This window comes from Sphingopyxis sp. (assembly GCF_041916015.1).
In the GTDB taxonomy this organism is placed as follows: domain Bacteria; phylum Pseudomonadota; class Alphaproteobacteria; order Sphingomonadales; family Sphingomonadaceae; genus Sphingopyxis.
Map to the genome: position 1 here is coordinate 46,587 of NZ_JAYSAH010000082.1, position 21,853 is coordinate 68,439.

A 21,853-nucleotide genomic window follows, 5' to 3' on the forward strand; every position below is an offset into this window, starting at 1 on the left:
CGCGCGCGTTCGGCCGCCATCCTTGACTTGCAAGCATGGGCCGCGAGGCATAGCCTGCCCTGCGGATAAGGAGAGTTTTTGATGGGCGAGTTTCTGAGTGTCGAGCGGCGGGGCAAGATCGCGATCCTGACGATGATCAAGCCCGAGAGCATGAATGCGATCGGCACCCACGCGGACTGCGACGACATCATCGACACGCTCCGCACCCTTGGCGCGGATCGCGGCGTCAGCGCGCTCATCCTTACCGGCAGCGGCAAGGCGTTCAGCGCCGGCGGCAACCTCAAATCGATGCAGGACCGCAAGGGCATCGGCGTCCTCGACCAGCCCGATTCGACCCGCGCCAATTATCGCCGCGGGGTGCAGGCCGTGATCCGCGCGCTGATGGACTGCGAGATTCCGATGATCGCCGCGGTCAACGGCCATGCGGTCGGGCTCGGCTGCGACCTCGCCTGCACCTGCGACATCCGCATCGCGGCCGAGAGCGCGAAATTCGCGTGCAGCTTCATCAAGGTCGGGATCGTCCCCGGCGATGGCGGCGCCTGGCTGCTTCAGAAAGTACTCGGTTATCCGCGCGCGGCGGAACTGTTCCTGACCGGCGATCGCTTCGATGCTGCGACGGCGAAGGACTATGGTCTCGTCACCGAGGTGGTGCCGGACGAGCAGTTGCTCGACCGCGCCATCGCGATCGCCGAGCGGATCGTCTGCAACCCGCCGCGCGCGCTGCGACTTACCAAGCGGTTGCTCCGCGAGGCGCAGCACAGCCGAATGAGCGACATCCTCGAACTCAGCGCCGCCTATCAGGCGATCGTCCACGAAACCGCCGACAATCGCGAGGCGATCAACGCCTTCGTCGAGAAGCGGGAGCCGGTGTTTACGGGAGAATGACCATGCTGGCCGAGCGCGTCCTGCCCCTGTCAGGCATTCATAATTTCCGCGACTATGGCGGCTATGCCGTTGAGGGCGGCGGGCGGCTGCGCGACAATATGCTGTGGCGATCGGCGCACCATGAGGCGGCGACCGACGAGGATCTGACCGCGCTCGACGCGCTCGGTCTCGATACGATCATCGACCTGCGCGGCGACGACGAGCGCGAGATGCATCCGTGCCGCCGCTCGGACAAGTTCGCGGGCCGCGTGTTGTTCGCGGGCGGCGTCACCGCCGGCCTTGCGCCGCATCTGCAGGCGGCGGGCGGCACCATCGACCTCGAAACCGCGCGCGAGCGGATGATCGACACCTATGCGGGGATGCCGTACCGCCCCGCGCTCGTCGCGACCCTGCGGCTCTATCTTGCCGCGCTCGCCGACCATGATGCGCCGAGCCTCGTCCACTGCGTCGCGGGCAAGGACCGCACCGGCTTTGCCGTCGCCATCGTCCACCGGCTGCTCGGCGTGCATGAGGACGATCTGATGCAGGATTATCTCCTCACCAACACCGCCGGGAAGATCGAGGAACGGATCGCGCAGGGCGCCGCGCATATCCGCGCGCGCTATGGCGCCGAGATTCACGAGGATGCGATCCGCGCGCTGATGTCGGTGAACCCCGCCTATCTCGACGCCGCGCTCGCGACGGTACGGCGCGACCATGCCGACATCCCGACCTATGCCGAAGCGGTGCTCAACCTGACGCCGGAAATGCGCGAGACGATGATCGACCGGCTGGTGGTTTAATCGTCGTCCCCGCCTTTGCGGGGGCGACAGAATATCAGTCTTTCACCAGCACCCCGCCCTTCACCACCGCGCCGATATGCTCGAGCCGGGTCACATCGGCCAGCGGGTCGCCGTCAATCGCGATGATATCGGCATAGCGGCCGACCGCGATCGATCCTACATCGCCGGTCATGCCCAGCGCTTCCGCACCATTCACCGTTGCCGCGCGGATCGCCTGGATCGGGGTCATGCCCCATTGCACCATCTTTGCGAACTGCTTGCCGTTGTCGCCGTGCGGATAGACGCCGGCGTCGGTGCCGAAGAGCATCCGCACACCCGCCTTCACCGCGCGCTGAAAGGTCTGGCGCTGCGCGAGGCCGATCGCCTTTTCCTTGTCGAGGCTTTCCTGCTCGGTGCCGTTCGCGGTCCCGGTCGCGAGGATATAGTCGTCGTTATAGATATCCATGTCGAACCAGGTCTTGTGCGCGACCGCCAGCTTGATCGCCTCGTCGCTCGCAAGGCTGCAATGCTCGATCGTGTCGATGCCGGCGAGGATCGCGGTGCGGATACCCTCGTCGCCATGCGCGTGCGCGGCAACCTTGAGCCCGAGCATATGCGCCTCGTCGGCGATCGCCTTCATCTCCTCGAGCGTCAATTGCTGCGCCCCTACGCTGTCGCCGAGCGAGAAGACGCCGCCGGTCGCGCAGATCTTGATCGCCCGCGCGCCATATTTGTGCAGCCAGCGCACCTTGGCGCGCGCTTCTTCGGGACTATCGACGACCGACGGCCCCTTGTGATCCATCGAGGGCGGCAGGCCACCCTCGTCGCAATGGCCGCCGGTCGCGCCGATCGCATAGCCGGCGGGAATGATCCGCGGTCCCTGGATATAGCCGCCCTCGATCGCCTGCTTGAGCCCGACGTCGCCGAAATCGGCCGAGCCGACATTGCGCACCGTGGTGAAGCCCGCATCGAGCGTCGTCTTCGCGTTCGCGACGCCCACCACCGTCCAGAAGCTGTCGGTATAGCGTAGCCCCTGATAACCGCCAACCTCGGCCAGCGAGGTCAGATGGACGTGCATGTCGATAAGGCCCGGGAGCAATGTCTTGTCGCCGAGGTCGATGTGCTTGACGTTCGCCCCCCACCGCACGGTACGCGCGTCGGCGATGCTGGTGATGCGCCCGTCCTTGCCGACGAAGATCGCGGGATAGTCGACCGTCTTGCCGGACGGGACGTCGAGATAGCGCGCGGCGGTAATCACCGTCTGGCCGGCATCGTCCTGCGCCGCCGCCGGCAGCGCCGCCGCCGCGAAAAGCGCGCTCGCCCCGAAAGCGATTCCCCGCAGAAAACTGCCGAACTTCACACTGGATTGCATATCCCGCCCCTGTCTTGTCGTTGTGCCTATTCGATAGATGGCAAAACGAGACTTTTTAGGACAGCGGAATCTTCACCCTAGACGATCTTGCGCCCGAAACCGCCGGGACGGGCCCCGGTCAGCGGCGCGGGCGGCACGCCTTCGAGGCTATCGCGGCGGCCGAAACCGGGCGCGGCGACGGGTTCCGAAACCCGCTGTTCCTTAGCCTTTTGCCGCCGCAGATAGTTGGCAAGGGCCGCATCGGGGTCGAACAGCTCGGCCTGCGGGGCGCTCGCCGCCCATTGCGGCACCCGTACCGCAGCGTCGTCCAGCGTCCCCGGGCGCGCTTCGGCAGCGAGCTGGTGCGCGGCCAGGTCTTCGACCAGCAGGGTGAGACCCGCCTTGTCGAGATCGAGCATATCGCCGAGCAGCCGGTATTTCTTCGCCATGAGGCCGCCGCGCATCTTGATGTCGAGATATTGGGTGCTGCCGACCTTGATCAGGCCATAAAAAGCATAGGTGTTGAGCGCCGAAGTACCGACCTCGGCCACGTCGCTCCACCGCACGCAGCTTTCGGACCACATGGTCGCGATGGTCAGCCGGTCGCGGTCGTACCGCAGCGCCGTCGCATCGCCGAGCAGCTTGCGCGCACCCTGCACGCCGCAAGCGGCAAGGAGGACCGAGCCGATCAGGATGATCGCGCTGATGAATGGGCCGACATGGCCGAGGCAGGCAAGGCCCGCAACGGCAAGGATCGGGCAACCGACCGCGGTCTTCGTCAGCTTGGCCCGGCTGTAGGCGACGCTCTTCATATCGGATTCCCCCTGCCGATGCCGCCGCTCTAGCAGGGAAGGTTTACGATTATCTTAGACGCGCCGCGACGCCCACCAGGCCCCGGCCAGCGCGAAAGCCGCGCCGAGCATCGTGCCGCCGGCGATGTCGCTCGCCCAATGAACGCCGAGCATGATCCGCGAGAAGGCGTTGAGCAGGATCATCGCGGCCGCGAGCATCCACGCGAACGGACGCCAGCGCGGCGGCGCGAGCCAGGCGAGCAGCAGATAGACGACCGCGGCGCTCGTCGCATGACCGCTGGGATAGGAGGCGCTGTTCACATGGTCGAGATGCGCGATGATGTCGGGCCGCGCGCGGTCGAAGGCGAACTTCAGCGCGCTCGAGGCGAGGTTCGAGAGCAAAGACGCTCCCGCGAGCGCAACAGCGCAGCGCCGCCCGCACCAGCGCCAGACGAGCGCCGAAAGCAGGATGACGATGATCCAGCGCGGTGTCCCACCGCCGATCCAGCTTGCGCCTTGCATGAAGGAAATGAAGGCGGGATCGCTTTGCCCGACGCGCAGCGCCAGTGCGTTCGAGATGCGGTGGTCGGCGGCAACCGTCCAGCCGGCGCTGACGGCCAGACCGAGCAGGATCACCGCGACGATCAGCAGCGTTGCGGCAAGGAGGTGCTTGTCTCGCCCCATCATCGATCCGCCTTCCACGCCGCCGACCGGCGCCAGGCGTCGAGCTGTGCCGCGAAGCGGCGCAGTTGCTCGGCGCCGCCATCGACGTCATTGTCCATAAGGCGCAGCTCGCGGCTCGACCCGTCGGCACCATAACGAAGGTAGAGACCGTAGCGCATCCGCGCGCCCAGCCTTGCAGCGTTGGAAATCTCTCCGGGCAGCCGATCGGCGCGGTCGCAGATCGCCTCCGCGATGTTTGCGGCAGGGAAAGAATTCGGCTCGGCGCCATAGCTCGCATGGAAATGCAGGCGCCCACCTTCGATCCGGACCGCTGTCTCCCGCACCAGCACCCGCAGCCCGTGCCGCCCGGCGTAGAAAAGGGAAACCCCGCCCGCGATGACGAGAAGCAACATCTTGAACGGCGCCAGCACATCGCGGTGCGGCGCCGGGACCGGCAACATGATGTCGGGCGTACCGACCACGACAGGCGCCGGCGCGGCGCTCTCGGAGTGCATCAGGCTGGCCACGCTGAACGCGATGGCTGCCACTCCCAGGAAGAACAACGCCTTGATGACGTTGCCCGTCCGGGAAAAATGGAGGATCGACGGATTCAAGCGCGGCTAGATATGCAGCGGGCGTCCGAAGGCCGCGAGCACGCCCTCGTGCATCGTTTCGCTGAGCGTCGGATGCGGGAAGACGGTGCCGATGAAATCATCCTCGACCAGTTCGGCGGTCTTGCCGATCGTATAGCCCTGAATCAGTTCGGTGACCTCGGCACCGATCATGTGCGCGCCGAGCAGTTCGCCAGTCTTCGCGTCGAACACGGTCTTGGTGAAGCCCTCGGCCTCGCCGAGCGCGATCGCCTTGCCGTTGCCGATGAAGGGGAAGGTGCCGGCCTTGACCTCGTAGCCGAGTTCCTTCGCCTTCGCCTCGGTCAGCCCGACGCTCGCGATCTGCGGACGGCAATAGGTACAGCCCGGAATGTTGCGGACATCCATCGCGTGCGGGTGATTGCCCGCGATCGCCTCGACCGCGATGATCGATTCGTGCATCGCCTTGTGCGCGAGCCACGGCGGCGCAGTGACGTCGCCGATCGCCCACAGGCCGGGGACGTTGGTGCGGCACATCGCGTCGGTGTCGATATGTCCCTTGGTCGTCTTCACGCCGAGCGCTTCGAGCCCGATATTCTCGGTGTTCGGGACGATGCCGATCGCGACGATCGCGTGGCTGTAGTCGCCCTGCTCGACCTTGCCGTCCTTCGTCTTGATCTTCGCGGTGACGCCGCTCGCGGTCGCCTTCAATTCCTCGACCCCGGCGCCGGTGAGGATGGTCATCCCCTGTTTCTTGAGTGCCTTTTCAAGGAAGGCCGAGACGTCGGCGTCCTCGACGGGAACGAGGCGGTCGAGCATTTCGACCACCGTCACGTCGCACCCCATGTCTTTGTAGAAGCTCGCGAACTCGATCCCGATCGCGCCCGATCCGATGACGAGCAGCTTCTTCGGCATTTCGGGCGGGACGAGCGCGTGGCGATAGGTCCAGATGCGCTTGCCGTCGGCGGGCGCGAACGGCAGGTCGCGCGCGCGGGCGCCGGTCGCGACGATGATGTTCTTCGCGGTCAGGGTTTCGGTCCCCTTCTCGCCCGTCACCTCCAGCTTGCCCGGCGCGGTCAGCTTGCCGGTGCCCATATGGACGGTGATCTTGTGCTTCTTCATCAGGTGCGCAACGCCCTGATTGAGCTGCTTCGCGACCCCGCGCGACCGCTTCACGACCGCGTCGATGTCGGCGCTGATCTGGGCGGCCTTCAGCCCATAGTCGCCCGCATGCTGCATATAATGATAGATTTCGGCCGAGCGCAGCAGCGCCTTGGTCGGAATGCACCCCCAGTTGAGGCAGATGCCGCCGAGCAGTTCGCGCTCGACGATCGCGGTTTTCAGCCCAAGCTGCGCCGCGCGGATCGCCGCGACATAGCCGCCGGGGCCCGAGCCGAGGACGATGAGGTCGTAATTGGTGTCAGCCAAGGTCTGCTCCATTATCAATCCCCTCTCCCCTTGAGGGAGAGGGAGGGGCCCATTGCGCAGCAATGGGAGGGTGAGGGTCCGAAAGCGCGGCAAGGATTGCCATGAGAACTCCGGACAGGTTTCCAGTCACGTCATTGTTCCAGACGCGCAATACGCGATAGCCCCTGTCTTTGAGGAAGGCGTCCCGAGTTGCATCGGTTTGCGATCCAGCATGCTGCGATCCGTCCACCTCGACGATCAGGCGCTGCTCCTGACAGACAAAATCAGCGATGAAAGGACCGATCGGTTGCTGCTTGCGAAATTTGAAGCCGCCGAGGCGCCGATCACGTAGCGCGCCCCAGAGCTTCTTTTCATGGTCGGTGAGCGAGCGGCGCAGTGCCTTAGCGCGTTCCAGCGTCTCCTGCGAATAGCCTGCGGCCATCCCCTCACCCTCCCACGCGCTGACGCGCGCGGGTCCCTCCCTCTCCCTTGAAGGGAGAGGGGTTCATTACGCGACCAGCCCCAGCGGGTTCTCCACCAGTTCCTTGAACGTCTTCATCAACAACGCCCCGTCGGCTCCGTCGATCGCTCGGTGGTCGAAGCTGCCGGTCGCCGACATGACGGTGGCAATCGCAAGCGCGTCGTCGACCACATAAGGCCGCTTCTCGCCCGCGCCGATCGCCATGATCATCGCCTGCGGCGGGTTGATCACTGCGGTGAACTGCTTGATCCCCATCATGCCCATGTTCGAGATGCTGGCGGTGCCGCCCTGATATTCATTCGGCTGGAGCTTGCCTTCCTTGGCCTTCGCCGCGAGCTCGGACATTTCGGTCGAGATTTTCGACATCGACTTGCCGCCCGCGTCGGTGATGATCGGGGTGATCAGGCCGCCCGGGATGCTGACCGCGACCGAGATATCGGCGCGGCTATATTTGCGCATCACATCGCCGCCGAAGCTGACGTTGCACGCGGGCACGCGTTCGAGCGCGACCGCGAGCGCCTTGATCAACATGTCGTTGACGCTGAGCTTGACGCCGCGGCTTTCGAGGCTGGCGTTGAGTTCGCCGCGCAGCTTGAGCAGCGCGTCGAGGCGGATATCGACGGTCAGATAGATATGCGGCGCTTCCTGCATCGACTGGGTCAGGCGGCGCGCGATCGTCTTGCGCATGCCGCTGAGCTTTTCGTCCTCGTGCGGGATACCGAAATCTGGGATCGGGCCGGCGGCCACGGGAGCCGGTGCAGGCGTCGAAGCGGGGGCGGACGCAGTCGCTGTGGGCGCCACTGCAGCAGCAGGAGCCGCCGCGCCGGCGGGAGCCCCTTCGAGATCGTCCTTGACGATGCGGCCGCCGGGACCGGTGCCCGAAACCGCCTTGAGATCGATGCCCTTTTCGGCGGCGATGCGCTTGGCAAGGGGGCTGGCCTTGACGCGATCGCCTGCCTCCGTTTGTCCTGAGCTTGTCGAAGGACCGTCCTTTTTCGCGGCGGTTGCCGAAGAGGAGGACGGCGCTTCGACAGGCTCAGCGCGAACGGGCTCGGGGGTGGGCGCAGGAGCAGCAGCGGCAGGCGCCGGCGCGGCCTTGGCGGCGCTCGCATCCTCGCCCTCCCCCGCGATTACCGCGATGACGGTGCCGACCTTCACATTGTCGGTGCCTTCGGGGACGAGAATCCGGCTGATCACGCCTTCGTCGATCGCCTCGAACTCCATCGTCGCCTTGTCGGTCTCGATCTCGGCGAGCAGGTCGCCCGACTTGACCGCATCGCCTTCCTTGACCAGCCATTTGGCGAGCGTCCCTTCCTCCATCGTCGGTGAAAGGGCGGGCATTTTGAGTTCGATCGGCATCGTCGCTTTTGTCCTCGATCTTATGGGCGTCAGTCTTGCAGGCACCGCCTGCCGCTACGGATTGTTCCTCGCCATAAGCCCTGCTCCGGTCAAGGTCCAGCGGGGCGAACTTGCCTTTCATACGAATGTGACGCACTCTCCACTCGCAAAGCATAGCGAGGGGTCGGGGCGATGCGGACATATCTGGTGGTGATCGACGACAGTCCCGAGGCGAGCCTTGCGCTGCGCTTCGCGGCGCGGCGCGCGGCGCGAACGGGCGGCGGGGTTACGGTGCTCGCGATCATTCCGCCACAGGACTTCGTCGCGTTCGGCGGCGTCCAGGCGACTATCGAGGCCGAGGCGCGAGAACATGCCGAACAGCTGATCGCCGCCGCGGTCGATGCCGTGCAGCAGGAAGCCGGCATCACCGCGCAGACGCTGATCAAATCGGGAAAGCCCGTCGAGGTGGTGCGCGAGGCGATCGGCGAGAAGGACGAAGTGTCCGCACTGGTCCTCGCGACCGCGCCGAGTGGCGCACCGGGTCCACTGGTCACCTACTTCACCGGACAGGATGCGGGAACCCTCCCCTGCCCGGTGATGCTGGTGCCGGGCGGGATCGACATCGCCCGGCTGGACGCGCTGAGCTAGCGTCAGCTTTCCATCACTCGTTAAGTTAGCGGCGCTTGCCTTGATGGCGAATATTACCCGGCCGCCCCCGCTTGCCGACCATATGCTTGCCCGCTTTCTTCAGTCCGTCGCGGCGCGGCGGGCGATTGCGGAAACCGCCCTCGGGCGCATCGGGAAGCTCGAAGCGCAGTGCGCCGCTGATCGGGTTCGCGTCCATCAGCCTGACGTCGAGCCGCTGCCCGACCGAATAACTTACTCGCCCATGCTCGCTGTCCAGGGTGCGCGCCGCCTCGTCATAGAAGAAGCGCTCGCTACCCAACGTCGACACCGGCATCAGCCCGTCGCCGCCGAGTCCATCGACGGTCGCGAAGAAGCCGAAGGGTTGCACCCCGGTGATCCGCGCCGACACGATCTCGCCGGTCTTGGTGGCGAGATAGGCCGCGACATAGCGGTCGATCGTCTCGCGCTCGGCCTCCATCGCGCGGCGCTCGAGCGCGCTGATCGCCTCGCCGATGCGCGAGAGCCCCTTGCGGTCGGCCTCACCGAGTCCGGTGCGTTCGGGAAGGCCCTTCGGCTTGCCCGGCACTTCGAGGCGATAGCTGTCGACGAGCGCGCGATGGACGATCAGGTCGGCGTAGCGGCGGATCGGCGACGTGAAATGCGCATAGCTGCCGAGCGCGAGACCGAAGTGGCCGGCATTGGCGGGACCATAATAGGCCTGCGTCTGACTGCGCAGGATCGCCTGCATGATTTCGGCCAACCGGTCGTCGTCCGAAAAGCCGTCGATCAGGCGGTTGAACACCGCGGGGGTGATGACCTGGCCCAGCGCGAAGCTCTGCCCAAAAGTCTCAAGATAGTCTTTCAGGCTGACGAGTTTCTCGCGGCTCGGCGGCTCGTGGATGCGGTACATGACGGGCGATTTCTTCGCCTCGAGCGCCTTCGCCGCCGCGACGTTCGCCGCGATCATATAATCCTCGATCAGCCGCATCGAATCGAGCCGCTCGCGGACGCGGATTTCGGCGATCCCGCCAGCCTCGTCGAGGATCACCTGCCGTTCGGGAAGGTCGAGGTCGAGCGGCCCGCGCGCGGCGCGTGCCTTTGCCAGCGACGCCCAGCAGCCCCACAGATTTCTGAGCGCCGGCAGCACGTCGGCATCCCAGCCCTCATCGGGCACATCGGCATCATAGGCCGCCTGCGCGCGCTCATAGGCGATGTTCGCGCGCAGGCGGACCAGCGCGCGTGTGAAACGCCATGACGTCACCTTGCCTTGCTTGTCGATCACGAGGTGGCATGCCATCGCGGCACGGTCCTGTCCGGCTTTCAACGAGCAGACGCCCGCCGAGAGCGTCTCGGGCAGCATCGGGACGACCTGATCGGGGAAATAAACGCTGTTGCCGCGCCGCCGCGCCTCGCGGTCGAGCGCACCGTCGGGGCGGACATAATAGCTGACATCGGCAATCGCGACGATCGCTCTCCAGCCGCCCTTGTTCTTCGCATCCTCGTCGGGAATCGCCCAGACGGCATCGTCATGATCGCGCGCGTCGATCGGATCGATCGCGACGATCGGCAGGTCGCGCAGATCCTCGCGCCCGTCGGGGGTGAGCGGCAGCTTCGCGGCGCGCTCAGCCTCGACGAGCACATCCTCGCCGAAGATGTGCGGGATCTCGTGCTTCGCGATCGCGATCATGCTGAGCGAACGCGGCGCGAAGGGATCGCCGATGCGGTCGATCACGCGCGCCTTGGTCGCGGGGCCACGTCCTGACAGCTCGGCGCGAACAAGATCGCCGATGCTTGCATCACCCATGTCGGCCACCGCGAAATCAAACCGCGCGCGCTTGTCGGCGGGGCGCAGCCAGGTCATCGGCTTGCCGCCGGGACCGGTGTCGGCAACGAGGACGCCGATGATCGTTTCGCCGCCTGCTTGCAGCTTCTTCATCGGGTGCGCGACATGCCCGCTGCCGCGTTCCTCGGTGCGCGCAAGGACACGGTCGCCGATGCCGAGCGCGCCCTTGCGCCCCTTTTCCATCACGCGAAGCCGCGGCGCGGGGCCGCTGCCCTCCCAGCGATCGGGAACCGCCCACACCGCATCGCCCTCGACCGCCGCGACGCGCAGCACGGTGACGCGCGGCAGCCCGCCATGCTTGTGGAACGCCCGCCCCGGCGCCATGTCGACGAGCCCCTCGTCGGTCATGTCCTTGAGCAGCGCCTTCAGCGCGATCTTGTCGGCGCCGTGCAGCCCGAAATGCTTGGCGATCTCGCGCTTTCCGACCGCGCCGGGGCTGTCCTGAATGAAGCGCAGGATCTGCTCGCTTGTCGGAAGCCCCGCCGGTTGCGGCCGTTTCGGTCCTTTGGCCAATTAATAGGTCCGCCCGACGAGCACGCGTTCGACCGCGGGCTCGCCGGTGAAGAAACAGGCTCCGTCGGCCGGCGCCGCATCGAGAGGGGTATTGCGCATCGTGAGCTTGAGCGCCTTGAGCTTCTCGACGATCCCGTCGAGCACGGCGCCGGTCGGACGCGACCATTGCACCTCGACCCAGCCGACGAACTTGTCGTCACCGCCGAAATGGGCGGCAAGGTCGGTCACGTCACGGCGGATGTTCGCGTGGAGGCGTTCCTTGGCCTCCGCGTGAAGGTTCGCCTGAATGTCCTGCAGCGCCGCAACGGCGCTCGCGACGAACGCGTCCTTCGCAACGAACGCCGTGTCGAGCTTGCCGCTCTCCTGATAGAGGCGGTCGCGGCGGATCACCGCGACATTGCCCCCGGCGACATCGCGCGGACCGATCTCGACGATGATCGGCGCGCCCTTCTTGACCCAGCCCCAGCGCTTGGTCTGCGCCTTGTTGGCGGTCGCATCGAGCAGCACGCGGACGGGTTCGCGGAAGGCATCGAGCGCCTTCAGCTTCATTTCGAGGTCGCGGCAATAGTCGAGGATCGCGGCATCCTCGTCATTGTCGCGGAGCATCGGTACGATGACGATCTGGTGCGGCGCGATGCGCGGCGGGCAGCGCAGCCCGTCGTCGTCGCCGTGCGTCATGATGACGCCGCCGATCATCCGCGTCGAGGTGCCCCAGCTCGTCGTATGGCAAAGGCTGTGTCCGCCCTCCCTGTCCTGATAGCGGATGCCCGCGGCTTCGGCGAAACCGGTGCCGAGATAGTGCGAGGTGCCGGCCTGGAGCGCCTTGCCGTCCTGCATCATCGCCTCGATCGAATAGGTCGCGACCGCACCCGGAAAGCGCTCATGCTCGGGCTTCTCGCCCGCGATCACCGGCATCGCGAGGACGTCCTCGGCAAAGCTACGGTACATTTCGAGCGCGCGTAGCGTCTCCGCCATCGCATCGTCCTTGTCGGCGTGCGCGGTATGGCCTTCCTGCCACAGGAACTCGCTCGTACGCAGGAACATGCGCGTGCGCATTTCCCAGCGCACGACGTTCGCCCATTGGTTGACCTTCAGCGGCAGGTCGCGCCAGCTCTGCACCCATCGGCTCATCGCCGAACCGATCACCGTTTCCGAGGTCGGACGGACGATCAGCGGTTCTTCCAGCTTCGCCTCGGGGTCGGGAACGAGTTTGCCCTTCCCGTCGGCGATCAGGCGATGATGCGTGACGACGGCCATTTCTTTCGCGAAACCATCGACATGGTCCGCTTCCTTCTCAAAGAAGCTCAAGGGAATGAAGAGCGGGAAATAGGCGTTCTGGACCCCCGCATCCTTGATCGCGGCGTCCATGACCTTCTGGATGCGTTCCCAGATGCCATAGCCCCACGGCTTGATCACCATGCAGCCGCGCACGCCCGATTCCTCGGCGAGGTCGGCCTCGGCAATGACGTCCTGATACCAGGCCGCGAAGTCGGCCTGACGGGTTACGCTGAGCGCATGCTTGATCATCTGTCCTGTTTTCTAGTCTGAGGGACGGAAAGCCGCCCCGATTATTTCTTGCCGGCGATTTCGGCTTTCAGCTCGGCGATTTCGGCCTTGAGCGCCGCGATCTCGGCATCCTTGGCCTTGGCGCCCGCGGTGCCTGGCATGAACGCGCTGGTCGCCTGCTGGAACATCTCCAGATTGCGGCGCGTCAGTTCGGCGAGCGGGTTCGACCCCAGCGCGCCCTCGAAGGCAGCGCGGACGTCCTGCTGGTTCTTGCGAAAGCTCGCCATCGACGCTTCCAGATATTGCGGGACCATCGACTGCATCTTGTCGCCGTACATGCCGATCAGCTGACGCAGGAAATTGACCGGCAGCAGCGTCTCGCCGCGCGTTTCGGTGTCCATGATGATCTGCGTCAGGACGTTATGCGTGATGTCCTCGCCGCTCTTCGCATCGACCACGCGAAAATCGCGCCCGTCGCGCACCATCGCGCCGAGATCGTCGAGCGTGATGTAGCAGCTGCGCTCGGTATCGTAGAGGCGCCGGTTCGCATATTTCTTGATGGTGACGACATCGCCGTCCGCGGCCGCCTTCGACTTCGCCATGCTGACCCAAGCTCCTCTCATCGCCGGGACGGATCGGTTATCCGGAACCGCCATCGGACAAGGCCAAGTCCTTAACACCAAATATTGATGCGCCGCAACATGCACGCCCCCGACGCAACCGATTCGCGCCGACCTGCCGTTTTCTTTATGGCATCCGTGTGACGCTTGGCCGTCTTTCGACGAAGCGCCCCCGCCCTGCCTCGCACCGAGCCGGAAAAGCAATTTAGTTTCAATTGAAATCTAAAAATCGACAGGATTTGACAGATATCGAGCAATCGGACGTTGGTCATGTCGTCCATGAACAAGCTTGTTGCGCCAGCGCGCGGCGCGGCATAGCGATGCTTCGTTGCAAAAATGCAACAGTTTGCCCCCCCGCGGCCATGAGACGAAAGAAAATGTCGGCGAAGGACTTGTGCGGCCCAGCTTTTCCGTCTTTTAAAAGATCATTCCGTTCAGTCCTGATTTTTTGAACGGCAACCGGGGAAATACATCATGAAGAAGACCAGCCTGTTGGTTCGGGGCTCTGCCCTGACTCTTGCTTTGTTCAGCGCCATGCCCGCATTCGCGCAGCAGGGCGACGCCGCTGCGGCGGAAGAAACCGCCGATGCCGCCACGGAAGGCACTATCGTCGTCACGGGTTCGCGCATTCGTCAGCCCAATCTGGAATCAGCCAATCCCGTCGCGGTTGTGACTGGTGAAGAAATCTTCGAAACCGGCGGCATCTCCGTCGGCGATCTGCTCAACGACCTGCCGCAGCTTCGCAGCACGTTCAGCCAGCAGAACTCGACGCGCTTCCTCGGAACGCGCGGCCTCAACCTGCTCGACCTTCGTGGCCTGGGCACGCAGCGCACGCTGGTGCTGGTCAACGGCCGCCGCCATGTGGGTTCGGACGTACTGTCGAACGGCGTGTCGGTTGACACCAACACCATTCCGTCGGATCTGATCGAACGCATCGACGTCGTGACCGGCGGTGCTTCGGCCGTTTACGGTTCGGACGCGATCGCGGGCGTGGTGAACTTCGTCCTCAAGGACGATTTCCAGGGCCTTCAGGTGCGCGGCCAGGCCGGCACCTCGAAATATGGCGATGCGGGCAACCAGTTCGTTTCGGTGACCGCGGGCCATAATTTCGCCGATGGTCGCGGCAACGTTGCGGTCAACCTTGAATATGCGCACGCCTCGGACTTTTATGCATCCGATCGCTCCTATCTGCGCAACAACAACGGCCTCCTCGTCGTCGACGCCGACCCGGCGGGCTCGGTCAACGGCGCGGCGGGCGGCTTCGACCGCTACTTCTTCAACGACATCCGTTCGGCGACGATCAGCCTTGGCGGCATGGTTGCGGCCTTCCCGAATCCCTCGTTGGCACCCTGCGGCCGCGGCGACGGGACGGCGTTCACCTGCGCCTACCAGTTCCAGCGCGACGGCTCGCTGGTGGCACAGACCGGCACCCGCGCCGGCATCGGTCCGAGCGGCGCCTTCATCGGCGGCAATGGGATGACCGGTCGCGAAGGCCAATTGCTCGCGCTTTCGCCCGATCTGCAGCGCTATTCGGCGAACCTGATTGCCCACTTCGAGATTTCGCCGGCCTTTGTGCCGTTCATCGAAGCCAAATATGTCCGTTCGGAAGCCCATGGTTCGCAGAGTGGCCCCTTCTTCTCGCAGGGCGCAACGCTTGGCGATCCGGGCGGCCGTGAACGTATCCGTCTCGACAACCCCTATCTGTCGGCCTCGGCGCGCTCGACGCTGACCGACGTGTTCCTGGCATCGACCGTCAACCCCAATACGGGTGCGGCTATCCAGCCGACGTTCGATGAGAACGGCGATATCGTTCGCACGGCGGCAGAAAACCTCCAGCGGCAGCGCGACGCTATCAACGCTGGCACGTTCCGCTTTAGTCTGCGTCGCAACTGGGTCGATTTCGGCAACCGCGACGAAGAAATCACGCGCGAAACCTATCGCGCGGTTCTGGGCGTGAAGGGCGACTTCAACGACGACTGGAACTATGAAGTCTTCTTCAACTACGGCCAGCACAAGGAAAAGAACCTCATCAGCGGCAACGTCAACATCCAGCGCTATCTGCTTGGTATCGACACGACCCGCGATGTGAATGGCAACATCGTCTGCCGCTCGAAGCTCAATCCGAATGGTACGATTTCCTATGTGACGGGCACCCCGCTCAGCGCCGGAGACGATCCGCGCCTGCAGGCCGACATCGATGCTTGCGTTCCGATCAATCCGTTCGGCGAAGGTTCGGTCAGCGATGCGGCGCGCAACTATGTGCTCGTCGATTCGATGGCGACCGGCAAGATCACCCAGATGAACATCGGCGGCTTCGTCGCGGGCGATACGAGCTCGTTCTTCAACCTGCCGGGCGGCCCGGTCGCTTTCTCGGTCGGCGCGGAATATCGCCGCGAGACGCTGCGATACGATCTCGACGATATCACCCAGGCCGGTTACGCTTTCTACAATGCGATCCCCAGCTTCACCTCGCCGTCGTTCGCGGTGAAGGAAGCCTATGGCGAGTTGCAGCTGCCGCTCCTGAAGGACGTACCGTTCGCGCAGGAACTGACGCTGCGCGGCAATGGCCGTATCTCCGACTATAAGGGTTCGACCGGTACCACCTATTCTTATGGTGGCGAACTGACATGGAAGCCGATCGAAGACATCGCTTTCCGCGGCACCTATGCCCGCGCGGTTCGCGCCCCGAACCTGACGGACCTCTATTCGGCACAGGGCCAGAACTTCGCTCCGGGCTTTGGCGACCCCTGCTCGGCCGTCAATCTGGCGACCGGATCGGCGAACCGCGAGAAGAATTGCCGTGCTGCCGGTATTCCTGTCGGTTACGACTATCGTTACTCGTCATCGCTGGAAATCCTGAGCGGCGGCAATGAGGATCTGAAGGCAGAGAAGTCGGATTCCTACACCGCCGGCGTCCTGCTTCAGCCGCGCTTCGTTCCGGGCCTTTCGCTCTCGGTCGATTATTACGATATCACCGTGAACGACGTGATCACGGCGCCCTCGGCGCAGCAGATCGCGAACGCCTGTTACGACCTGCCCGATCTGAACAACCCGTTCTGCGCCCTGTTCAAGCGTGCAGGGTTGAACGGCAACCCGATCCCGGCGGATTTCGAGCAATACCGGATTCTGGAAGGCGGCGGCGACTCGCTGATTCAGCTCAGCCAGAACTATGCGAAGCTCAAGGCGCGCGGCATCGACGCACAGCTTGACTATCGCTATACGGAAGGCGACTGGACGTTCAACTTCGGGGCACTCTACACCCATGTGCTGCAGCGCGACGAGTTCCTCGATCCCTCGAACCCCTCGTTCAAGAATCGCATTCTCGGCGAGCTGGGCGATCCGAAGGATCAGGTTAACGTCAACATGAGCGCGAAGTACAAGGACTTCACGTTCGGCTACCAGTTCCGCTGGATGGGCAAGATGTACCTCAACACCTATGAGGACTTTAACGCGCTCAACGGCCTGCCTCCGCAGAATGCCGACTATGCGCCGATCGAGAAGTACCCCTCGGTAGCTTATCTGGATCTGCGTGCAGCAATCGACGTCAATGACAATTTCAATTTCTACACGGGCGTCGATAACGTGTTCAACCGCAAGCCGCCGCTCGGTGTTACCGGCGTCGGCGGTGGGTCGGGCATCTACGACAACCGCGGTCAGTATTTCTATGCTGGCTTCCGCGCCAAGTTCTGATTTGGCGAAAGATGTGAAGAGGGGTTGGCGTGAAAGCGCCAACCCTTTCTTTTGTCTGTGGAAAATTCCATGTCACTGCCCGATGTAGTCCATCAACTTGTTGCGGCGGGCCGTGAAACCGAAGCACTGGCGTTGGTCACGAAGGCTGCCGCCGAGGGCGAGCCCGAAGCGCTATTCCTTTCGGGCCTTTGGCGACTGATCGGTTCGCCCTGCCCGCGCGACCTTCCTGCCGCCCGACACTGGCTGGCCCGCGCGATGGAGCACGGCCATATCGACGCGGGGCGCATGTTGATCGCCCTCACAGCAAACGGGACTGGTGGTCCCGCCGATCGTGCGTCCGCCTTCGATCTTTTGAAACGCCTCGCGGCCTTCGACCCCGAAAGCGCGGAGCAGTTGACGATCCTAAGCAATCGCGCCACGTCGAAGACCATCGCACGGAGCATCGCCACCGAGCCGCGCATCAAATTCTTCACCGGCTTCGCGACCGACCGGGAATGCGAGGCGCTAGGCGCCAGCGTGGCCGACATCATCGCCCCGACACTGGTCGTCGATCCCCGAACAGGCCAACAGATTGCGCATCCCATTCGGACATCCGACGGCGCGGTCATCGGTCCAACGCGCGAAAACCTGGTCATTCAGGACATTCAGCAGCGTATCGCCGAGGCGAGCGGAACCGATCGCTTGAGCGGCGAGCCGATCCATATTCTTCGCTATCGCCCCGGTCAGCAATACAGACCGCATTTCGATGCCCTGAACGGCGCGGCGAACCAGCGCATCCTGACCGCCATCCTCTACCTCAACGATGGATTTTCCGGCGGCGAGACAGAGTTTCCACAGATCGGCGTCCGTATCCGTGCCGAAAAGGGTGGGCTTCTGCTCTTTTCCAATTGCCTTGCGGACGGTGATATTGATCGCAGGGCATTGCACGCAGGCCTGCCCGTAACGCACGGAGAAAAGTGGATCGCCACCCGCTGGATTCGCCAGCAGCGCTACGACCCGTGGAACCCGTCCTGAAGCCCCAGCCCTAAATCCAATGCCGCTCGAACCGCGCGCCGAGCCCGGTGAGCAGCTCATATTGTGATAGTCCGCTCCGTGCCGCGGTTACCGGCAGGTCGTAGTCGAGCGCCAGCCAGTCGCCCTCGGCGAGGCCACCCGCTTCGCTGGCGTCGAACGCGATCAGATCCATCGACACGCGCCCGACAAGCGGCAGTTCGCGCCCGCGCCACGTCGCGCCGCCCTGCCCCGCGTGGCAGCGGAGGTAGCCGTCGGCGTAGCCCATATTGACCACTACGATACGCCCCTCCGCCGGGGCGGTCCAGGTCGCGCCATAGCCGACCGTCTCGCCCGCGCGGACGTCGCGGACCTGCAGCACGCGCGCTTCGGGAAACGCCACCTGGCCGATATGACCGGCGGCTTCGGGGCGCGGCGTCCCGCCATAGAGCGCGAGGCCCGGGCGCGTCAGGTCGAAGCCATAGTCGGGGCCGAGGCAGATGCCCGCGCTGTTCGCGAGGCTGTAGCGCCGCGCCGGGACGCGTTGCCGCACCGTCCGGAACGCCGCGAGCTGCCCGGCATTCTGCGCGCTATCCTCGTCGGCCGAGGCGAGATGGCTGAGCAGCGTATCGATCGCAAGCCCGTCGAGCGCGCCGCCGAGCGCTTCCTCGACGCGCAGCCCCAGCCGGTTCATGCCGGTATCGACCATGACGTCGCACGGTCGCCCCTCGCCCGCCGCGCGCCAGCGCGCGACCTGTTCGACGCTGTTCAGCACGGGTTTGGCGGGGAGCGTGCGCGCGGCGACCATATCGCTCTCGCCGACGCCGTGGAGCACCGACAGCGACGCCCCGCCGGCGAGCGGCATAAGCGCGGCAGCTTCCGCCCAGCTTGCGACGAAGAAATCGCGGCACCCCGCCGCCGCCAGATGCTGCATCACCTTGCGCGCGCCGAGGCCGTATCCGTCGGCCTTGATCGCGGCGCCGCACGCCTTGCCGCTCTGCGCCGCGAGCCACTGCCAGTTCGAGACGAGCGCGGCGGAATCGAGGCGGAGGCGGAGCGGCGAAGCGATGTCGATCATCCCTTCGCCCCTAGACGGCTTTGGCGGCAGCGCCAATGGGTCAGGCGGGCCCCGGCTTGTCCCATTCGCCCTTCGCCGGTTCCTTCAGCATGAAGGCCGAGACGAGGAAGGCGACGAGCACCACGCCCCAGGTGTACCAGAGCCCGGCATAGGCATTGCCCGTCACCGCCGCGATCAAGCTGGCAATGAAGGGCAGAAAGCCGCCGAAATAGCCGGTGCCGATATGATAGGGGATCGACAGCGACGAATAGCGCACGTGCGGCGGGAACATTTCGGACAGCAACGCCGCGACCGGGCCGTAAGTGAAGCCCGACAGCGCGCTGAGGCCGAGCAGCGCGAGCAGGATGACGGCGATGCTCGCCGGGCCCGGAATCTGCTTCTCGAAGCTGTAACCCTTTGCCTCGAGCGCGGGTTTGAGCAGCGCCGGGTCCTCGCTCGCGACCTCGCGGTCGCCGATATGGATCGTCACCGCGTCGAACGCGCTTCCCGACGCGACCACCTTGTACGGCACGCCGAGCTTGGTCAGTTCGGCGATCGTGCGGCCGCACGCGGTCGCCTGCGGCCCTTGCGCGAAGGGGTTGTACGAGCATTGGCTACCGGTGACGACGACCGGCGCCTTCGCCGCGGCGGCCTCGAGATCGGGGTTGGCGACGCTGCCCATCCACCAGAAGAAGGGAAAGAGCAGCACCAGCGTCGCCGCATAGCCCCAGACGATCGGCTTCTTGCGCCCGATGCGGTCCGAGATATGGCCCGCCCAGATGAAGAAGCCCATGCCGAGCGCGGCGGCGATGCCGACGATGATCTCGGCCGCCGTATCCTCGACCTTCATCGGCCCCTTCAGAAAGGCGAGGCCCGAGAACATGGCGGTGTACCATATGACCGTCAGGCCGGCAGCAATGCCGAACAGCGCGATGAAGATACGCCGCGGATTGCCGGGATAGGTGAAGCTTTCCTTCAGCGGATTCTTCGCAATCTCGCCCTCGGCCTTCATCGCCTGGAATACCGGGCTTTCGGAGAGCTTGAGGCGCATCCACAGCGACACCGCGAGCAGCACGATCGAGAGCAGGAAGGGCACGCGCCAGCCCCAGCTTTCCCAGACCGCGTCGGACATCGCCGCCTTGCAGCCGAGCACGACGATCAGGCTGAGCACGAAGCCGCCGACGACGCTCGCCTGAATGAAGCTGGTGTAGAAACCGCGCCGTTCGGGCGGCGAATGTTCGGCGACATAGACCGCCGCGCCGCCATATTCGCCGCCGAGCGCGAGCCCCTGCAGCACGCGGAGCAGGATGACGATGATCGGCGCCGCGATGCCGATCGCCGCCGCCGAAGGGATCATGCCGACCCCCGCGGTCGCGATACCCATCAGCGTGACGGTGATCAGAAAGGTATATTTGCGCCCGAGCCGGTCGCCCAGAAAACCGAAGAGGATGGCGCCGAGCGGGCGAAAGCCGAAGCCGACCGCGAAGCCCGCCCAGACGAGCAGCACCTCGAGCGTCGCATTGTCGCTCGGGAAGAAGGCCTTGCCGATGATCGCCGCCAGCGTGCCGTAGATGAAGAAATCATACCATTCAAAGATCGTCCCCGCCGACGAGGCGGCGATGACCATGCGGATGTCTTTCGTGGTCGGCTGATAAGCGGCGCCTTCACTCATAAATCTGACATTCCCCCAATGCCGTTCGTCCTGAGCCCCTCGACTGCCTTGCAGGCGCTCGGGAGAGCCTTGTCGAAGGACCGTTTTTCCTTCGACAAGCTCAGGGCAAACGGTGTTGTTTATCCGTTACGTCATAGAGGCTCTTCGGCCTTGCACAAGCAGGCGCGTGGGCGCAGCATTGCGGCATGACCCAATTCATCGACCTCTCGATCCCGATCACCAACGACGTCGTGTCCGACCCGCCGATCATGCGCCCGCAAATCACCTATATGACCCACGAAAATACGTGGGAGCAGATCGCGATGTTCTTTCCGGGGCTGACGAAGGACGACCTTCCCGATGGCGAAGGCTGGGCGGTCGAGAGCCTGACGCTGAGCACGCACAACGGCACGCATATGGATGCGCCGTGGCATTTCCATTCGACGACCGACGAAGGCGCGAGCGCGGCGCCGAGCATCGACGAGGCGCCCCTCGACCTGTTCTTCCGTCCCGGCGTGAAGCTCGATTTTTCGGACAGACCGCCAGGCCATGTCGTGAGCGGCGCCGAGGTCGAGGCCGAACTGGCGCGGATCGGGCATGTGCTTCAGCCGCTCGATATCGTGCTGGTGCAGTCGGGCGCGATCTACGGCACCGACAATTTCACCGACCAGGGCTGCGGCATGGGGGCCGAGGCGACGCTCTACCTGACGGAGCGCGGCGTGCAGGTCGTCGGCACCGATGCGTGGAGTTGGGACGCGCCGTTCAGCCACACGGCGCGGCGCTGGGCCGAAACGCGCGACCCGTCGATCATCTGGGAAGGGCACAAGGCAGGCCGGATCAGGCCCTATTACCAGATCGAGAAGCTGACGAACCTCGCCGCCCTGCCCGCGACCGGATGGACGCTGAGCTGCTTTCCGGTGAAGATCGAGCGGGCGAGCGCGGGGTGGATCAGGGCGGTGGCGTTGGTTGAGGATTGAGCCGCGCTGCGGGGCCAGGAAACGACTGGTTTCGACCGGAAGCGGAAGCCAAACCTATACTCCCGTTCGTGTCGAGCGAAGTCGATACACGCTTGGGAAGCGCCAGCCTTCG

General features: G+C 64.8%; 18 protein-coding genes. 6 read left to right on the forward strand and 12 right to left on the reverse strand.

The genetic code is table 11. The annotated features are described in order from the left end of the window. Positions 1-81: 81 nt before the first annotated feature. Complete coding sequence (locus ACE3SL_RS12445) at positions 82-885, forward strand: crotonase/enoyl-CoA hydratase family protein (RefSeq protein ID WP_374526059.1); 804 nt, start codon at positions 82-84, stop codon at positions 883-885. Next, on the forward strand, positions 882-1,667 hold the full coding sequence (locus ACE3SL_RS12450; protein WP_374526060.1) for a tyrosine-protein phosphatase: 786 nt from the start codon (positions 882-884) through the stop codon (positions 1,665-1,667). The genes ACE3SL_RS12445 and ACE3SL_RS12450 overlap by 4 nt, the downstream gene beginning before the upstream one ends. 34 nt (positions 1,668-1,701) lie before the next feature. On the opposite strand, the gene ACE3SL_RS12455 is transcribed toward ACE3SL_RS12450, so the two are convergent. The 7 genes from ACE3SL_RS12455 to ACE3SL_RS12485 all read right to left on the reverse strand — a co-directional run bounded on the left by ACE3SL_RS12455 (position 1,702) and on the right by ACE3SL_RS12485 (position 8,288). Beyond that, on the reverse strand, positions 1,702-3,018 hold the full coding sequence (locus tag ACE3SL_RS12455) for an amidohydrolase family protein (protein WP_374526061.1): 1,317 nt from the start codon (positions 3,016-3,018) through the stop codon (positions 1,702-1,704). A gap of 77 nt (positions 3,019-3,095) precedes the next feature. Further along, on the reverse strand, positions 3,096-3,809 hold the full coding sequence (locus tag ACE3SL_RS12460; protein ID WP_374526062.1) for a hypothetical protein: 714 nt from the start codon (positions 3,807-3,809) through the stop codon (positions 3,096-3,098). A gap of 54 nt (positions 3,810-3,863) precedes the next feature. Further along, the gene (locus tag ACE3SL_RS12465; protein ID WP_374526063.1) at positions 3,864-4,475 is read right to left on the reverse strand and encodes a phosphatase PAP2 family protein; all 612 of its coding nucleotides are present in this window, start codon (positions 4,473-4,475) and stop codon (positions 3,864-3,866) included. Further along, complete coding sequence (locus tag ACE3SL_RS12470) at positions 4,472-5,065, reverse strand: hypothetical protein (RefSeq protein ID WP_374526064.1); 594 nt, start codon at positions 5,063-5,065, stop codon at positions 4,472-4,474. The genes ACE3SL_RS12465 and ACE3SL_RS12470 overlap by 4 nt, the downstream gene beginning before the upstream one ends. A gap of 6 nt (positions 5,066-5,071) precedes the next feature. Beyond that, the gene (lpdA, locus tag ACE3SL_RS12475; RefSeq protein WP_374526065.1) at positions 5,072-6,469 is read right to left on the reverse strand and encodes a dihydrolipoyl dehydrogenase; all 1,398 of its coding nucleotides are present in this window, start codon (positions 6,467-6,469) and stop codon (positions 5,072-5,074) included. Further along, on the reverse strand, positions 6,462-6,890 hold the full coding sequence (locus ACE3SL_RS12480) for an endonuclease domain-containing protein (RefSeq protein ID WP_374526066.1): 429 nt from the start codon (positions 6,888-6,890) through the stop codon (positions 6,462-6,464). Before ACE3SL_RS12480 ends, lpdA begins: the two co-directional genes overlap by 8 nt. A 66-nt stretch (positions 6,891-6,956) precedes the next feature. Beyond that, positions 6,957-8,288 (reverse strand): pyruvate dehydrogenase complex dihydrolipoamide acetyltransferase, encoded by a 1,332-nt coding sequence (locus tag ACE3SL_RS12485; protein ID WP_374526067.1) that lies wholly within the window; start codon positions 8,286-8,288, stop codon positions 6,957-6,959. A gap of 171 nt (positions 8,289-8,459) precedes the next feature. Here ACE3SL_RS12485 and ACE3SL_RS12490 point away from each other — a divergent pair, with 171 nt between their 5' ends. After that, positions 8,460-8,915 carry a universal stress protein gene (locus tag ACE3SL_RS12490; protein WP_374526068.1) on the forward strand — a complete coding sequence of 152 codons (456 nt, stop codon included), beginning with the start codon at positions 8,460-8,462 and terminating at the stop codon, positions 8,913-8,915. Positions 8,916-8,940: 25 nt separating this feature from the next. Here ACE3SL_RS12490 and ACE3SL_RS12495 read toward each other — a convergent pair whose 3' ends face one another. Genes ACE3SL_RS12495 through phaR form a run of 3 tightly spaced genes read right to left on the reverse strand, consistent with a single transcriptional unit; the run spans position 8,941 to position 13,358 of the window. Continuing rightward, the gene (locus ACE3SL_RS12495; RefSeq protein ID WP_374526069.1) at positions 8,941-11,250 is read right to left on the reverse strand and encodes a ribonuclease R family protein; all 2,310 of its coding nucleotides are present in this window, start codon (positions 11,248-11,250) and stop codon (positions 8,941-8,943) included. Further along, positions 11,251-12,777, reverse strand: a complete 1,527-nt coding sequence (proS, locus tag ACE3SL_RS12500) for a proline--tRNA ligase (protein ID WP_374526070.1) — start codon at positions 12,775-12,777, stop codon at positions 11,251-11,253. Positions 12,778-12,818: 41 nt separating this feature from the next. Next, positions 12,819-13,358 (reverse strand): polyhydroxyalkanoate synthesis repressor PhaR, encoded by a 540-nt coding sequence (phaR, locus tag ACE3SL_RS12505; protein WP_374526071.1) that lies wholly within the window; start codon positions 13,356-13,358, stop codon positions 12,819-12,821. Positions 13,359-13,910: 552 nt separating this feature from the next. On the opposite strand from phaR, the gene ACE3SL_RS12510 reads away from it, so the two are divergent. Then, on the forward strand, positions 13,911-17,066 hold the full coding sequence (locus tag ACE3SL_RS12510; RefSeq protein ID WP_374526072.1) for a TonB-dependent receptor domain-containing protein: 3,156 nt from the start codon (positions 13,911-13,913) through the stop codon (positions 17,064-17,066). A gap of 69 nt (positions 17,067-17,135) precedes the next feature. Continuing rightward, positions 17,136-18,080: a 2OG-Fe(II) oxygenase gene (locus tag ACE3SL_RS12515; protein ID WP_374526073.1), complete on the forward strand. Its 945-nt coding sequence runs from the start codon at positions 17,136-17,138 to the stop codon at positions 18,078-18,080. Positions 18,081-18,090: 10 nt separating this feature from the next. Here the strand turns inward: ACE3SL_RS12515 and alr are convergent, their stop codons facing one another. Continuing rightward, complete coding sequence (gene alr, locus ACE3SL_RS12520) at positions 18,091-19,134, reverse strand: alanine racemase (RefSeq protein WP_374526074.1); 1,044 nt, start codon at positions 19,132-19,134, stop codon at positions 18,091-18,093. Positions 19,135-19,174: 40 nt separating this feature from the next. Continuing rightward, positions 19,175-20,785 (reverse strand): MFS transporter, encoded by a 1,611-nt coding sequence (locus ACE3SL_RS12525; RefSeq protein ID WP_374526075.1) that lies wholly within the window; start codon positions 20,783-20,785, stop codon positions 19,175-19,177. A 185-nt stretch (positions 20,786-20,970) separates the two neighbouring features. On the opposite strand from ACE3SL_RS12525, the gene ACE3SL_RS12530 reads away from it, so the two are divergent. After that, complete coding sequence (locus tag ACE3SL_RS12530; protein ID WP_374526076.1) at positions 20,971-21,741, forward strand: cyclase family protein; 771 nt, start codon at positions 20,971-20,973, stop codon at positions 21,739-21,741. Positions 21,742-21,853: the final 112 nt, after the last annotated feature.

Bases quoted from the DNA above. Each gene is read 5' to 3' on its own strand.
- ACE3SL_RS12515 (WP_374526073.1), top strand. From the start codon at position 17,136: ATGTCACTGCCCGATGTAGTCCATCAACTTGTTGCGGCGGGCCGTGAA.
- ACE3SL_RS12510 (WP_374526072.1), top strand. From the start codon at position 13,911: ATGCCCGCATTCGCGCAGCAGGGCGACGCCGCTGCGGCGGAAGAAACC.
- ACE3SL_RS12455 (WP_374526061.1), bottom strand. From the start codon at position 3,018: ATGCAATCCAGTGTGAAGTTCGGCAGTTTTCTGCGGGGAATCGCTTTC.
- ACE3SL_RS12460 (WP_374526062.1), bottom strand. From the start codon at position 3,809: ATGAAGAGCGTCGCCTACAGCCGGGCCAAGCTGACGAAGACCGCGGTC.
- ACE3SL_RS12530 (WP_374526076.1), top strand. From the start codon at position 20,971: ATGACCCAATTCATCGACCTCTCGATCCCGATCACCAACGACGTCGTG.
- ACE3SL_RS12465 (WP_374526063.1), bottom strand. From the start codon at position 4,475: ATGATGGGGCGAGACAAGCACCTCCTTGCCGCAACGCTGCTGATCGTC.
- phaR (WP_374526071.1), bottom strand. From the start codon at position 13,358: ATGGCGAAGTCGAAGGCGGCCGCGGACGGCGATGTCGTCACCATCAAG.
- alr (WP_374526074.1), bottom strand. From the start codon at position 19,134: ATGATCGACATCGCTTCGCCGCTCCGCCTCCGCCTCGATTCCGCCGCG.
- proS (WP_374526070.1), bottom strand. From the start codon at position 12,777: ATGATCAAGCATGCGCTCAGCGTAACCCGTCAGGCCGACTTCGCGGCC.
- ACE3SL_RS12485 (WP_374526067.1), bottom strand. From the start codon at position 8,288: ATGCCGATCGAACTCAAAATGCCCGCCCTTTCACCGACGATGGAGGAA.
- ACE3SL_RS12490 (WP_374526068.1), top strand. From the start codon at position 8,460: ATGCGGACATATCTGGTGGTGATCGACGACAGTCCCGAGGCGAGCCTT.
- ACE3SL_RS12480 (WP_374526066.1), bottom strand. From the start codon at position 6,890: ATGGCCGCAGGCTATTCGCAGGAGACGCTGGAACGCGCTAAGGCACTG.
- ACE3SL_RS12445 (WP_374526059.1), top strand. From the start codon at position 82: ATGGGCGAGTTTCTGAGTGTCGAGCGGCGGGGCAAGATCGCGATCCTG.
- ACE3SL_RS12450 (WP_374526060.1), top strand. From the start codon at position 882: ATGACCATGCTGGCCGAGCGCGTCCTGCCCCTGTCAGGCATTCATAAT.
- ACE3SL_RS12525 (WP_374526075.1), bottom strand. From the start codon at position 20,785: ATGAGTGAAGGCGCCGCTTATCAGCCGACCACGAAAGACATCCGCATG.